The 14764-nt window shown below is 58.8% G+C and carries 10 protein-coding genes; 9 read left to right on the forward strand and 1 reads right to left on the reverse strand.

What is annotated here, in order from left to right:
- The first annotated feature begins 2 nt into the window (after positions 1–2).
- Genes pglZ through ACQUSQ_RS09380 form a run of 3 tightly spaced genes read left to right on the forward strand, consistent with a single transcriptional unit; the run spans position 3 to position 6469 of the window.
- On the forward strand, positions 3–2195 hold the full coding sequence (gene pglZ, locus ACQUSQ_RS09370) for a BREX-5 system phosphatase PglZ (RefSeq protein WP_435068539.1): 2193 nt from the start codon (positions 3–5) through the stop codon (positions 2193–2195).
- A 22-nt stretch (positions 2196–2217) separates the two neighbouring features.
- Positions 2218–3495 carry a hypothetical protein gene (locus tag ACQUSQ_RS09375; protein ID WP_435068541.1) on the forward strand — a complete coding sequence of 426 codons (1278 nt, stop codon included), beginning with the start codon at positions 2218–2220 and terminating at the stop codon, positions 3493–3495.
- Between the two features lie 55 nt (positions 3496–3550).
- A complete protein-coding gene (locus ACQUSQ_RS09380; protein WP_435068542.1) occupies positions 3551–6469 on the forward strand; it encodes a helicase-related protein in 2919 nt (972 codons plus the stop codon).
- A gap of 38 nt (positions 6470–6507) precedes the next feature.
- On the opposite strand, the gene ACQUSQ_RS09385 is transcribed toward ACQUSQ_RS09380, so the two are convergent.
- Positions 6508–7095, reverse strand: coding sequence for a hypothetical protein (locus ACQUSQ_RS09385; protein ID WP_435068544.1), 588 nt, complete (start codon positions 7093–7095; stop codon positions 6508–6510).
- 248 nt (positions 7096–7343) lie between these two features.
- Here ACQUSQ_RS09385 and ACQUSQ_RS09390 point away from each other — a divergent pair, with 248 nt between their 5' ends.
- The 6 genes from ACQUSQ_RS09390 (at position 7344) to rdfA (ending at position 14707) form a co-directional block, all read left to right on the forward strand.
- On the forward strand, positions 7344–8444 hold the full coding sequence (locus ACQUSQ_RS09390; RefSeq protein ID WP_435068546.1) for a DNA-methyltransferase: 1101 nt from the start codon (positions 7344–7346) through the stop codon (positions 8442–8444).
- 139 nt (positions 8445–8583) lie between these two features.
- Positions 8584–9372 (forward strand): hypothetical protein, encoded by a 789-nt coding sequence (locus ACQUSQ_RS09395; protein WP_435068548.1) that lies wholly within the window; start codon positions 8584–8586, stop codon positions 9370–9372.
- A 306-nt stretch (positions 9373–9678) separates the two neighbouring features.
- Positions 9679–10638: a hypothetical protein gene (locus ACQUSQ_RS09400; RefSeq protein WP_435068550.1), complete on the forward strand. Its 960-nt coding sequence runs from the start codon at positions 9679–9681 to the stop codon at positions 10636–10638.
- 83 nt (positions 10639–10721) lie between these two features.
- Positions 10722–11636, forward strand: coding sequence for a hypothetical protein (locus ACQUSQ_RS09405; protein WP_435068552.1), 915 nt, complete (start codon positions 10722–10724; stop codon positions 11634–11636).
- Positions 11637–11813: 177 nt separating this feature from the next.
- Positions 11814–13910: a phospholipase D-like domain-containing protein gene (locus ACQUSQ_RS09410; protein WP_435068554.1), complete on the forward strand. Its 2097-nt coding sequence runs from the start codon at positions 11814–11816 to the stop codon at positions 13908–13910.
- 158 nt (positions 13911–14068) lie between these two features.
- Entirely contained in the window at positions 14069–14707 is a 639-nt protein-coding gene (gene rdfA, locus ACQUSQ_RS09415; protein WP_435068556.1) for a rod-determining factor RdfA, read from the forward strand.
- The last annotated feature ends 57 nt before the right edge of the window (positions 14708–14764 follow it).

Consider the following 14764-nt stretch of genomic DNA (forward strand, 5'->3'; position numbering starts at 1 on the left):
CTATGCAAGCGAAACAAACCCTCCCCGACGCGGCGAAAGACACCATCCGAAGCGAGTTCGACCGGGCAGAGTCGTCAGACCCGATTGTCCTCTGGTGGGACGACGGGAACTACCTCGAGGACATCATCGAGCAGGCCTGCAACGAACTCGGCGTTCACCTGAAGGTCGCCGAAGAGACGCCGCTGGAACTCCGTGCTGATCCAGTCGCCGGCGAACAGGTCTGGTACGTCCCACACGTCAAGGAGCCCGACGACACCGAGGGCGACTACGACTGGTTCCGTGATGTCGAGCACACGGGCGGCGAGGTGGAGATGAGCATCGAAGACCTCACCGTCCACGCGTTCGAGCGGGGGCAACTCAATGCATGGGAGCTGAAAACAGCGACGCAGGCGGACGACCCCGCAAAGCGCCGCGAGATCGCGCGGATTCTCCACGACCAGCTCACCGGCGGCCAGCTCCCGACGCTCGAACAGCTCCGCACGCAGATCGTCACCGGCGGCTACACCGACCCGGTCGCGTTCGTGCTGGAGAACGGCTGGGGCGACATCAACGACAGCCCCGACACGATCGAGCAGATGCAGGACTTGCTGACCAGCGAGGGCGTTGACGCGGTCGCCAGCGAGGACGAACCGGTGGGAATCGTCGCGGCGACGCGGCGGTGGGCCGTCGCCGAATGGCTGATCCACGCCGGCGCCGACCCCGAATCCTTCCCGAGGGAGTTCCGCGCCGAGACGGCCGGCGACCACGACCTCCCCGAACTCAAGTCGCTGTTGAACAACACCACCTCGGCCAGCCTCCTCGCCGACCGCTACCTCGGCGAGGCGATCTGGCCCGACGTCGTCGCGGACGTCGACGACCCGTGGGAACTCGCGGACTGTATCGTCGACGCCGCACTCGAGCGTCGCCTCTGGGAGGAGTGGCACGCGTCCTTCGACGACGGCGACTACGAGACGTGTCTCGAGCGCGCCGAGGAGCGGTACGACGCCCTCCTCGGGAGCGAGGACTTCCGCGGCAACTACCGAGGGGCCTTCGGCCCGGACAGCCCGTGGACGCGGACGTGGGAGCAGGCCGCGGAGATCGCTCGGCTCGCGCACCAGCTCGAGACGTGGGACGAGAGCGCAACCGACGACGTCGTCTCGCTGTACGCCGACCCAGACGACGGCACGTGGCAGATTGACAACGCGGTGCTCAACCTCGTCGTCGCCGGCGAGCCCGAGTCCGACCTCCCCGACGATCATCCCGCGACTGCTGCGCTCGACGACCTCCGCACCCAACTTCAGTCGGAATACGTCGAGTACCTCGAAGACCTCGGCGACCTCGTCACCGATACCGTCGAAGCCGGCGCTCCGTTCGTCGACGAAGATCACTCCTACCAGTTCTTCACGAAGGAGTCCGACGGTCTCGAAAGCGGTCAGACGGTCGCGCTGTTCGTCATCGACGCGCTCCGGCTCGATCTCGCCCGCCGGCTCGCGGACGAACTGCGCGACTACGTAGCGACGCTCCCGTCTGATGCCCCAGAGTTCGCCGTCGACGAAGACGTCTGGCTTGGAACGCTTCCCTCGGAGACCGAGTTCGGGAAGGCTGCACTCACGCCGGGAGAGATCCAGATGTTCGATGTCTCGCTGGTCGACGGCGAGTTACAGCCGCTGCGAAACAACCGTCGCGTGACGACCAACCGCCGCGAGTCGCTGTTGAACGGCGACGGCTGGACGGTCACTCGCGAGGAGGACGACGGCTGGCAGTCGACGCGTGTCGCCTACTTCAAGAACGACATCGACGACATCGGTGAGAAGGAACTCAGCGACCTTGAGGCGATGCTGGCCCGACGCGTGGACTCGCTCGCGGAGTTCATCGGCACGAAACTCGAACAGGGCGAGTGGGATCAGGCCTACGTGCTGACCGACCACGGATTCGTCCTGCTCCCAGACAACGCGTCGCCGGAGAAGATTTCGCGGCCGACGGAAGCGTCCGACTCCGGGCGCCGATGGATCGCTGGAGAGGATGTGGACGAGGATTCGCCCGGCGTTCTACTCGACTCCAGCTCTCGACTGGGGTACCTCGACGCCAACGTCAGCGTCCTTGCGAGCCCACTCAAACGATTCAGAAAGCAGGGGCTCGGTGACGCGCGGTTCTACCACGGCGGACTACTCCCACAGGAGTTCGTGCTCGACTTTATCAGCATCACGCAGGGCTAACCTCTCTCAAAACCTCTCATCTATGTCATCACAAGAAATAGAAGAAGCGACCACCGAAATTCGGAGCCACATCGTCGACTTTCTGACGACGCTTGATGATCAGATGGACGAGCCGCGGCTTAGTGAAATCGTCGAGGCAGACGGCACACTTCAGAGCAGGAATCTTGGCCAAACACCCGAGCGGTGTGTCGAAGATGCTCTCATCTGGCCGATTCTGGAGACGCTCGGTTACGAGTACACACCACGACCGTACTATCCCGTCGGTGACAGCGATGAACAGCCGGATTTCCGTATCGACAATCTCTCTGAAACGGTTATCGGGGAGAACAAATCAGTCAACAACTTCGAAACCGCGCAGGGTGACATCGAGGGCTACCTCGACTCGCGCCGTTACGAGTACGGGCTCTCGACTGATGGATTCCGTTGGGGAATGTACGCCGTCGAGACGGATGAACGCGGTCGAGCAGACCTCGTCACCGTCGTCGAGGAGCAGAATATCGCACCAGCAGTACGACGGATTGCCCGCAATCAAGGACTAGTCAGCTACACCGAGGAGCTGCAGGAAAACGGTACAGTCGAAGGAGTGTTGGGAGACTTCTACCAGACGTTCAATCACTACGGTATCCGACGAGCTATCGGGGGACTGTCTGAATTTTACGACCTCTACTTGGAAGTGACTACCGGCGGCGGTGAATACCAGCATCTGGATACAGCCCTCATTGACGCAATCGAGGAACCGCCAGACGCTTCGCAGCCGGAGAAGCTGGCCTTCGCTGTACTACTCGTGGATCGGCTCGCCTTCGTGAAGTTGCTGGCAGATCGCGGTATCCTCGACCGAGTCGCGCTCCACGCTCAGTGGAGCGAGCACAATCAGGGACTCAATCGGTTCCGGGGCAGCTTCTACTCTCAATATCTCCAGCCGTTGTTCTATGATGCGCTTTCGACGCCGAGCCAGCAGCGCGATGACGAACTTCCAGAGATGTTTAGCGACGTACCGTATCTCGGTGGAGGGTTGTTCGAGTCGATACTCCCATCCGAGCGCGCCTTCGATGTCCCAGATTCAGTAATGAAGCCAGTTCTCACCCAATTCATTGAGAACGAAGAACGGACGCTGGTCAACGAGGCCGCCGCGGGTTCCATTCTGGAGACGTACACTGAGGAGTTTGAGAGTCGGGAGCTGGCTGGACAGATACCACAGTACTACGCCGACATCGTGGATGCCTACAGTGCAGAGATCGAGTATGTTGAGTCGGAGATCGAACGCACGCTACGGTCGTTCGCCGCAACGGAGGCCCAATAATGCGTGGACTGTCAATCTTGAAGACAGCGTGCGGTCTTGACACACACATCACTCGATGACGGACTCTATCCAATTCTCTCCGGGACAGCGGGTGATTCTCAACGGAGCGCCAGCAGAAGTCATCAAAACCCAAACGGTCGGCGAGATCGAGTACCTAAGAGCATACATCGACGGCGAGGGCGCCAAGACGGTTTGCCTTGATGATGTCGAGATTCAGCCACATCGATCCGGAATCGAGGAGCTGTCCAACCACCGAATCGATGACCTTCACCCAGACCACGACGCGGTCTCGGCGCAGTGGTTTGATCTCCACACGCAGGCGACGAAACTCAAGCTCGCCCACGAGCAGGGCCAGCTCCTTAGCATCTCGAACTCGCTCGTTCGATTGGAGCCCTACCAGCTCGACGCCGTGAACTGGGTGATGCAGAAACTCCGGCAGCGGGCGCTCATCGGCGACGACGTCGGGCTCGGGAAAACGATAGAGGCCGGACTCATCCTGAAGGAACTCGCCGCCCGGAATCGCGCCGACCGCGTCCTGTTCGTCGTTCCTGCTCACCTCCAGAAGAAGTGGATCCGAGATATGGATCGCTTCTTCGACGTCGATCTCACCGTTGCAGACCGGGCGTGGGTCGAAGGTGAGCGCCGACGGCTCGGCGAAGAGGCCAACATCTGGAACCAAGACCAGCAACAGCTCGTCACTAGCATGGCGTTCCTGCGACAGGACGAGTTCCGGCCCGCACTTCGGGACGCGTTCTGGGACGTCGTCGTGGTCGACGAGGCACACAAAGCCGCAAAGCGGGGCGACTCGCCAAGCAAGACGGCAAACATGGTCGACACCGTCACGGGGAACTCTGACTCGCTGTTGCTTCTCAGCGCGACGCCACACGACGGGAAGGGGGATGCGTTCCGCTCACTCGTCGAGTACATCGACCCATTTCTCGTCGCCGAGAACCGGGAACTCTCTCAGGAGACAGTCGACCGCGTAATGATCCGTCGCGGGAAGACCGACATCTACGACGAAGATGGAGAACGCGTCTTCCCAGACCGGGAGGTCAACTCGGTCTCGGTCTCGATGACGCACGACGAGCGGCAGTTCTACCGGGCGGTCACCGACTACGTCAAAAACGTCTACAACCGCTCGGAGAAGCTGAACGAACCCGCGGTTGGGTTCGCGATGGCGCTCATGCAGAAACGGCTGGTGAGCAGCGTCGGCGCGATTCACGCCACGCTCCGTCGGCGACTGGACGACCTCCTCGACGAGGAGGCGGAAACGGATGCCCTTTCTGAGGAAGCGCGAGCCTACCTCGATGGCGAGGATCTAGACGAGGACGACAAGCAACACGCGGAAGACGAAATCGCCGGTCTGACCGTCGCCAGCACCGACGAACAGCTCCAAGAGGAGATCGATACGCTCCGCGATCTCGTTTCGCTGGCGGAGGATTTGCCGGTCGACTCCAAGGCCCAGAAGGTCAGGCGGTTCATCTCCCAACTCCTCGAGGAGCAACCAGACGAGAAACTCCTGTTGTTCACGGAGTACCGAGATACGCTCGACTACCTCCTCGAGTTCGTACAGGATGAGCCGTGGGCCGACGAGATCCTCGTGATTCACGGCGACGTGGACAAGGACGAACGGACACGGATCGAAGACGAGTTCAACCACGGCCAGTCGCGGCTTCTGTTCGCGACCGACGCAGCGAGTGAGGGGATCGACCTCCAGCACAGCTGCCACATCATGGCGAATTACGAGTTGCCGTGGAACCCGAACCGGCTCGAGCAGCGGATCGGGCGCATCCACCGCTACGGACAGGAGGAGGAGGTCAAGGTCTGGAACTTCCTCTTCGACGACACCCGCGAGAGCGAGATCTTCGAGATGCTCCAAACCAAGGTCGAGGAGATTCGCTCCCAGCTCGGGAACACGGCGGACGTACTGGGCATCCTCGACGACATCGACGTGGACTCGCTCATTATGGAGTCCATCGAGAACGACGAACCGCCGAGTGCGACCAAAGAGGAACTCGAGGAGATGATCGAGGAGCGTCAGCGAACGCTCGAGGAGTGGTACGAGCGGAGCCTCGTCGATACGAGCACGTTCGACGCGGAGAGCCGCCGGCAGATTCAGGAGGTCGTCGACGACTCGGAGGACGTCTACGGAAGCGAGGGAGACATCCGTGAGTTCTTCGAGCAAGCAGTCGAGGCCTTCGGCGGAGAATTCGAGAAGCGCGGCACCAACCTCTATCAAGCCGAGCTACCGGACGGGATCAATTCGCCCGGCCAAGACGCAACGTTCGGCCCGTTCACGTTCGACCGCGACTTCGCGATGGATCACGAGGACATCACCTATCTCGCACCCGATACGGACGTCCTGCAACGGCTCATGGCACGCGTGCTGGAGGACGAGCGCGGAGAGGTTGGACTCAAACTCCTTCCGTTCGTCGACACGCCGGGGATCACCTACAACTATCGCGTGGCGTTCGAGGACGGTACCGGCGACGTGATTCGCGAGGAGACCATCCCCGTCTTCGTCGATGCTGCACAAGAGGACGCCCAACAGGCACTCGGTGAACGTGTCGTCGAGGGCAACTCGGTGGCAGCAAAGCCCGATGTTGACGATCTTCGGACGGTACTCGACGCGCAAGCCGACTTACGGACGGCCGCCGATCGGTATGTGAGCGTGCGAGTCAACGAGATCAAGAACCATCTTCAGGAGAAGCGTCACGAGGAGACCGCTCGGGAGCTGGAGAATCTTGAGGAATACGCACAGGCGGAACGAGAACGGATCGAGTCCTTCATCGAGGAGTACGAGCGTAAGGCTGACGCTGGCTCGGATATGGACATCGCGATCCGTGGCCAACAGGAACGTCTCGAACAGCTCGAGGACAGAATCGAGACGCGTCGCGAAGAACTCCGACGTCGAGAGCAGATCATCTCCCTTGCGCCCGAGGTCGAGAACTACTGTCTCACGCTACCCCTTTGAATTCCGCCACGGATTTTCTAATCGTTAGTCACTACGAGTCACTTGTAGTGGACGATAATCGCATACCACGAGTCGGGAGTCAGGAACTCACGAGGTTCTTCGAATTCCCTGACTTCGAGTTCTTCCACACTTTCGTTCAACATCTCGTTGTACGCAGTTTCGATATGCGGCTCCAACACCTTCGCAGCTTCTTCGGCCTCCACCTCGGTCTCGAAGTGTTTCAGCCATGCCGCACCGCTGGTATCGAGAACTTTCGGGACGTGGATGCCGGTCTCGGTGAGAGCCTCGATGACGGCCGCTTTGTTCACATCCATTCCGTAGGGAGTCTCGTAGTAGTCCGACTGGCTGATAGGACGAACAACAACGGCTCGTCCTTGGTCGGTAGGCCGGGGGACGATGTCGTAATAGCCGGTGTCGAACGTCCGGATCACGTCATCCCTCAGAAGGCTGATCCAGAGTTTGTTGACGTGGCCGACGAGGACGCCGTCTTCCACCCTCCGGACTTCCATCGGCTCAGAATCGTGCTTTTCACGCAGCGGAGACCATTTCCGCTCAACCAGCTCTTCGAGCCGCCGTTCGATGCTGTTCAGCCGGTCAGCGTTGACAGAGTCGGATTCGGTCGACATGCACACTGATGTACGATTGGATGCTTAAAAACGCAGGAGAGGGGGGCTGCTCAGATCAAAACGGGGATTGTACAGGAATCAGGGTTTCTATCGCCAATACCTCGTCTGAAGAACTCAACAAGACAGCCGGGATTGCGAGTCGAGAACATTCATAGGCGACGACTGAAAGTTGCGAGATAGTGTCGCATCGCAATCGTCTCCTTGTGGGTGATGCCGGTAGTCGGCTGTCGGAATTGCCCGACGAGAGCGTGCAGTTGACGGTCACCAGTCCGCCCTACAATCTCGGTAAGGATTACGGAGGGAGTGATGACGATCGGCGACCGATCGCGGAATGGCGTGAGTTGATGGACGAGGTCGTCACGGAGTTGTTCCGTGTAACGGCACCTGACGGGAAGGTCTGCATCAACGTGGCAGCGTCGTTCGACTCTGAGGACAAGGGACGATACCGACGCATCCCGCTTCGGAGTCACATCATGGAGTTGTGTAGAGACGCCGGCTTCGACTTCTTCGATGAGTTCGTTTGGATCAAGGATCAGTATGCATCCCACGGCGATGGTGCCCTGCTCGGGTCGTACCCCTATCCGACGAACGTCCCAGTGAACCAACGCCACGAGTACATCCTGATCTTCCGCAAGTACGTTTCCGAAGACTACCACCAGCAGCGTGATCGGCCTCCGGCTGGCGATGAGCGGCGTGAGGCCTCGAAACTGACTGCCGAAGAGTGGCGAGAGTTTGCACAGAGCGTCTGGGAGCTTCCCCGTCCGAGTCCATCGGTGGAGACCGATCATCCCGCAGCGTTTCCGCTAGAGTTGCCCCGACGCCTGATTGCTCTGTACTCATTTGCGGGCGATCTCGTTCTCGACCCGTTCGTCGGCATCGGGACGAGTGCCGTCGCCGCCAAGCAGGCGGGACGAGATTACGTCGGGATCGACCGATCAGAGTCATACGTCGACACAGCACGGCGGCGGCTCGAAGGAGTTACCGATGAGCCGGAGGGCGAGATCGCGAAGTCGCCGTCGCCGTCGGACGACATCGCCCAGTACATCGTCGATGGTCTGGAGCGTCAGGAGCCGACCACGCTCCGTAAGATCGGTGAATACGCGAATGAGTTGGCGTCCCATCGCGAATTCGTCCCCACGGATGAACTCGAAGAGTGGGCGGACGACAGCGAACAGATCGCCGGGGTGACGCGTGCCCATAATGGAACGATCGTCCTGAAAGAGGTACCGTGCGGCAAGGAGAACTGTTCGTCGTGTCCACACGGCCCGTACAAGTACCGCGTCTATCGAGACGGGGATTCTGTAAAGACAGAATACCTCGGTTCGACAGACGGCGTTTCGAATTCGTAGGTAAGACGTCCACATTCTCGCCCCAGACTCCTCTGTAGAGTACTCATTCTCCACTAGAGTGGCTTCGCGAGATTCAGGGGAGACGCGAACGCTGCCGAGCAACCCGTTATAAGCCACCCTTGGCTACGGAGCGAGCGCCGTGCCTAAGACACACCCAGAACTGGCAGCAGTCGTGGAAACGCTCGTCGAACACGGAGCGACGTACGTCGCCGCGAACACGTGGTCGCTCGTCGACGAGCCCGCACAGCTCTACTACCATCTCCCCGCTGGCGTGCCGGATAGTCAGAAGGAGGCTCTCGCCACGTATCTCGACGAGGAGGTCGGTCACCGCCCTTACGAGCGACAGGTCGGAACCATCCGTATCGGCGGTCAGGCGACGCCCGCACGCGTCCACTTCGTTCACCGCAACGGCCTACACCTCTATCGCCGCATTCCGGTGTACATCGCCGAGGGCATGGCCGGACTCGATCCCGTCGAGATCGATGACGGCGTGGACAACGCTCGCGAGGTCGTTGCAACCGAGCCGGACATCCCACCGCGGCCGAACGAGACGGTTCCGCTCGAACTCGTTGTCGAGCGGCTGGCAGACGCAGGTGCTGTGTCCGTCGAGATGTACCACGAGCCTCTCGTGGTCGGCGAGACCGCAGTCGACCTTCGGATTCCGATGGTGCCGGCCAAGGGCGCACCCATCGTCGGCCCCATCGACGCCGTCGAAGTCGGCGACGAAACGTATCCGCTCTACACGACGCTGACGATGGATGGGCCGTACGGATCCACGCCGGACTGGACGGCTCTGTACGTTGATGACAGCGTCAGGGGACTCAACCCGATTTCGGTCAAGGGCGGATGTGAAGCCGGCCGTGACGTGATCGAGCGGGCCAAGGAAGTCGACACGGTACGTGAGTTGACGCGGTCGCAGGAATCCTGAGAAACGAGAGGCCAACTACAGTCTTATCCACATTTTCTAATCCGAGTTTCCCGCATAGACGCTCATAGGTCGCATTCTCGGCCGTAAAGGCGATAGCAGGTTTTCAGGCAAATCCCCATTTATTAGGGTTGGTTACCGGGGGAGTGCGATGTCGACGAAACCAGACAACCCTGAAAGGGTGAATCGAACGAACAAAGAAGCGGCTGACGGCCAGACCAGTACCATCATCGGGTCGACACTCACAGCTACAGATACTGCGGGACAAACGCTGCACTGGACTAGCGGGATGAACGGAGGTGAGAACGCGTGAGCAGCGACTCCGAAGTTGACCGGTACCGCTGTCCCTACTGCTCGGCCGAGCCGTACACGAGCACGAAGGAGCGGGAAGTTCGGCTCCATATCGAGGAAAGCTCGGATGGCGACCACAGCGGTCGAGAAGGGTTCTCGCCGATGACGAGCGTCGACGCTATCGACTCCGACGGCGATCGCCTCGACAACATCACCGGGGAGGAATTGAAGCGGGAACCCGACGAATTCGACGACATCTGCAATCCTGATAAAGAAGACTTGAGCCAAGTGCAACGTCGCATCGTCGCGACGAAGATGATGCACCCCGATTACTCGGCCAAACAAATCGTCGAGTTCCTCGACAACCGGGATGACTGTCCCTCTGAGGAGCATACACGACGGACTATTCGCGAGTACTTCGGTACTACCCAAATCGCACGTGGGGCGCGACCGTTTGAGGAATTTAAGGAACGCCAACAGAAGGCGATTGATGCTGTTGCCCGTTACGAACTCGGCGAATTCGACTCGTACCGCGAGGCAGCGGAATCGATTGATGAAAAGCGAGATTACGTGACGACGTGCCAATACGAGCACGAAAAGGCCATTCAACGTCGTATGACGGTTCTTGAGGAGAAAATGGAACCGGAGGATAGCGAAAGCGATGACACCGTTCGTCGCGAGAACGGCACCGGAACGTACGCCGGCCCCGAGAAAGGCATTGACGCGACGATGCAGCACATCTCTGAACGGCCAACACGTATGGGTACTGGTGAAGAATCCTCTAGCAACAACTCCGAGCGCGAACAGTCGGAACCCACCAAGCAGCGAGTCGAAACCCTCCAAGAGAAAATCGAACTTCTGCGAAAGTTGGTCGTCGAGGACGCATTGGATGCGGACGTTGCGTTTAACGAAGTCGAGCGAATGGTCGCAGAAGTTTCGCCCCACAATGGCGGTGCGGGCGGACAGGTCAACTCTTGAAGCGGCTCCCGAGATGAGTCAGTAGCCGGAATCTTGAGACTTATGTAACGATTGCCACTAGATAATCGCAAGGTGGCTAGCTGATGGTTGATGCTCAGGTAGCGATGGAGAACATGTCTGAAGCTGATGAGGCATTTGAGACGTACTACGTGACGGATAACCTTGAGAGTAACACGTATAATTCGAAGTTGATCGAGATTCCTGACTTCGATTCGGAGGGGACTCGCGTTATTAACCTGCATGTTGTAGAGGAGAGTCCATTCTACACGTTCGAGGAGTCTGGAATTGGTCTGTCCGAGGGGGAACTGGACGAGGCAGGGACAAAGATGGTCGGATATTCCGCAAATGAAGCTAAGCTGGCCTTAGGACTGCACCTCTCCCATTTGGAGATCCACGGCTTCGATGAAGAGGAGTCGTGGAGGACGCTCCGTAAAAATCTCGAAGAAGAGTTAGTAGATGGCGTCCGGGCGGAACTGGAAGAAATTTCACGGAAGGAGAGAGCGCGAAAGATGATGACGCAGGTAGAGGAGAAACTCAGTCTCGTGCCAACCCCGATCTGGAAAAAGCCAATTGAAGACGGAAAATGGCGAGATACCGACCTTGATGCTGATGGAGCCGGGTTGGCTCGAGATATACTCAGTCGCATCACCGTGGATCCGCGGACGTGCTATCTCACAGCTCAACGAGCATACAGGGAAGCTGACGACTACGACCGGGTGGACTACTGTGAAGGGCTGGCATTTCCAAAGCAGACCGGACGCGTTGTGAGGCATGCATGGATTGAGATAGATGGAAGCGTCGCCGAACTCACATGGCCATGGCACCAAGTCGATGGAAGAGAGGCGCTATACTACGGTATGAAGGTTCCATATGATGTGTTCTATGAACGGCTGGAAAGGCGTGAGGACGCGTCGATGTTGATGCTGGACGACGAAGAACGAGATCAGCTACATGAGATGCCTAACCAAATGGCCCAGAAGGTCGGCGCGGACAGATGAGTCTCCACTGATCTGACTTCGTGGAAAATCAGCCACGAAGTCGTTCATTGGAGGAATTCGGCGGCGGGTCTTCCAGTTGATTCCGCGCACTAATTCTTAGTAGCCTTCCCTATAAGGCGCTAACATATGGATTGGACGACGACTATCAATTTGGGCGGATTCGGGAATTCGGCCGAGATGGAGTGGGAAACGGTCAAGAGTTGGGATTCGTTTACCAATTACTTCGACGGCGCCGTCCACATCGATGCGGTCACGTACTGTGAGTCGCCTGAGCTTCTCCTCGATCTGTTCGACCGTTCTGACTCCCAATTGGAGGAGATGGACGTTCTCGTCGGAAACCGAGAGGAGTACCAGTCGTCCGTCGACGACGCGTCCGTCGCTCGGCAGCTCGAGCGATACTACCGGGAAGACAAGCTGATTGTTCGGCTAAAGAATCGAAAGGTCGTCCACTCGAAACTCTATCGTATTGTGAAGGAAGACGAGCAGGTAACTCTGATCGCCGGTAGCGCCAACCTCTCTTACAACAGTTGGAAGAATCAGACCAACAGCGTGGTGGTGTTTCGGACGGAGACTGGTTCGCAACTCGACCAACAGTTCCAGCAGTGGATCGACGATCACCGAGACCGATATGCTGATGAGGTGTTCATGGAGGATTTGGCCGAGGAACTTGAGGCGCTCGACGACGAGGAGGAGAAAGAGCGTCGCATCGAGCTGTGGATCGATAATCGAGATACGCAACTGTCGGAACAAGGCGAAATCCACGCCAACGTTGGCGATGAACTGGAGGAGCTTGGTAACGAAGTCGACCGGGTCGTTAGTGTCAGCGACGATTCGGACGAAGCGGATGAAGTCGTGACCATCGAGCCCGAGGAATCGGCAGGCGAAAACGGATCGGGTTCGGTCGCCCCCGACGCGGACGACGGTGTAAGCAACGGCGGAGAACCTACTCCGGAGGGAGTCACCGCGGCGAAGACGCCCGAATACACGATCACGCTCTCAACGCAAGGATACGAGAACGACGGGTACGTCGACCAGATGAAGACCGACCTCAAGCGCCGCGGTGCGGACGTCGGCGCCGACGCCATCACGACACCTGTGGAGGGATACACGAACTACCTCCAGACCCAATACGACGTGCCGAAGATGTGGGTCGACGAGGACGTCGGACGCGTTCACCTTCAGCACGGCGAGCATCACCGCATCCTCACCGCTGATCACGAACCAGACCCAGAGGTTCTCGACGCCGCCCTCGAAAACATCGAAAACTACGTCGAGACGATTGACCGCTGGGGCGAGACAAACAACCCGCGAGCAGTGAAGGCCCACATGTATGAGGGGATTCTCTACGGGCTTTGGTCGCCGTTCGTCAACCTATATGCCCGACAGTTCTACGGCAGCGTTACGCTCGACAACGCGCTCCAGTACCTCTACATCTTCGGCGAATCCGACGCAGGGAAGGACAAGTTCTCCGAGTTCGTCTTGCGGCTCGTCTCCGACGATCTGGTCAGGGGCGGCGCCGACGCCGATGACGTCGGTAAGAACCAGATCCGCTCGCTGCGGAACATCGACACCGTGTTCCCGTACGTCGTCTCGGACATCTCCAAACAGAAGATCGAGCGCATCGACACACTTCGGAACTTCTGGCAGGACTCGTGGCACCCGTCGAATGAGGTCGCATACCCGACGGTCATCTTCACGAGTAACGACTCTCGGCCCAACGACTGGTTCCGCAACCGAGCAAAGATGCTCCACTTCGACGTCGCATTCCCGTCGAACCCCGAGGATGAGGGATTCTACAAGGCACAGGAAGACTTGAACGAGATTCTCGACGCTCGCAACCCGATCTTCTCATACGTCTCGCGGCGGATTCTGAACGACGAGATGTACCTCGATGCCGGAGGAACAGTCGACGACGTCCGACAGGTGTTTCTCGACTTCTACGAACGGGCTGGCCGGGAACGACCGAAATACTTCCCGAAGGAGCCGGCGAACCGCCGATTCAACATCGGGAAGCGCAAGTGGCGACAGGCCTGCGAGCGCGGTGACGTGGAATTTGAACGGCGTGAAGATCACCTCATCGCCGACTTCGATCTTGAACCGCACGAGCTGTACAGCTATCGCAAGACGCTCCCGACGAAAATGCGCCCCGAGAAGAGCGGGCGCAACATCATCGTCAAGAATCCCGATGATTTCGAGGAATGGCTCGATATGGACGATTTGACCGCTAATAGAGACGATTCCAGTAGCGGTATCTTGGGGCGCCTTCTCGGATAGATTCGCTGTCCGGTTTGAATAGATGCCTCTACCTACGAGAGCGAAACGAGCCCCCTTCCAACTGCGGATTGAGTAGGGATGTCGAGCAAGCATCTCGTGAAAAGCGGGCACTGCTTCCGGGCCGGCATTCAAGTAGGAGCAGTGGCGCCAGATCTCGTATGGCCGCACACGAGGGGTGTAAGGTCGAACGCGTCACCGAGAGGTACGACCTGCACGAAGCCGATGATCGCCTGCTTCGCCGCCGAGAAAACGAAAACGCCAGTCTCCGAGAGCTCGAAACCCATCTGAACCGGCGGCTGCTCAAACGGGCGATGATCGAACAGGGGATGAGTCCCCTCGATGGCGAGGTCGAGAACTATTATCGACTCCTCACGGATGACACGGTGATGACCACCGTGCGTCGAGAGGCACGCCGAAAGCTGGAGGAGGCGGGAATCGACGTTGACGAGGTTGAGACCGATTTCGTCTCCTACCAAACTGTTCGTAAACACCTCAACGAGTGTCTCGACAAGGACACCAGCGAAGAGTACACGCCGAAACCAGAGAAAGACCTCAGAAACATCGAGAAGCTTCGGGGGCGGCTTCGGAACGTCGTGGAAAAATCAGTCGGGCGACTGACGGAGCACGGCGTTATCCAGATCGGCTCGCCTGAGGCCACCGTCTCGGTGAAAGTCACCTGTGGCGAGTGCGGACGTACCTACGGGATTGCCACGCTGTTCCAACGACGCAAGTGTCGATGTGGCATTAGCGACGATGCTGCTACTGATGACCGTGAAGTCACTTCCTGCACCAGCTAATGCATGAGTAGCATACTCGACGCCAACCGGTTGGAAGAGGTACTCGGCGACAATGCC

The sequence above is a fragment of the Haloplanus sp. C73 genome (genome assembly GCF_051195115.1).
In the GTDB taxonomy this organism is placed as follows: domain Archaea; phylum Halobacteriota; class Halobacteria; order Halobacteriales; family Haloferacaceae; genus Haloplanus.

Coding starts and splice junctions, on each gene's coding strand:
- ACQUSQ_RS09405 (WP_435068552.1), top strand. CDS start 10,722: ATGGTTGATGCTCAGGTAGCGATGGAGAACATGTCTGAAGCTGATGAG.
- ACQUSQ_RS09385 (WP_435068544.1), bottom strand. CDS start 7,095: ATGTCGACCGAATCCGACTCTGTCAACGCTGACCGGCTGAACAGCATC.
- pglZ (WP_435068539.1), top strand. CDS start 3: ATGCAAGCGAAACAAACCCTCCCCGACGCGGCGAAAGACACCATCCGA.
- ACQUSQ_RS09380 (WP_435068542.1), top strand. CDS start 3,551: ATGACGGACTCTATCCAATTCTCTCCGGGACAGCGGGTGATTCTCAAC.
- ACQUSQ_RS09375 (WP_435068541.1), top strand. CDS start 2,218: ATGTCATCACAAGAAATAGAAGAAGCGACCACCGAAATTCGGAGCCAC.
- ACQUSQ_RS09410 (WP_435068554.1), top strand. CDS start 11,814: ATGGAGTGGGAAACGGTCAAGAGTTGGGATTCGTTTACCAATTACTTC.
- rdfA (WP_435068556.1), top strand. CDS start 14,069: ATGGCCGCACACGAGGGGTGTAAGGTCGAACGCGTCACCGAGAGGTAC.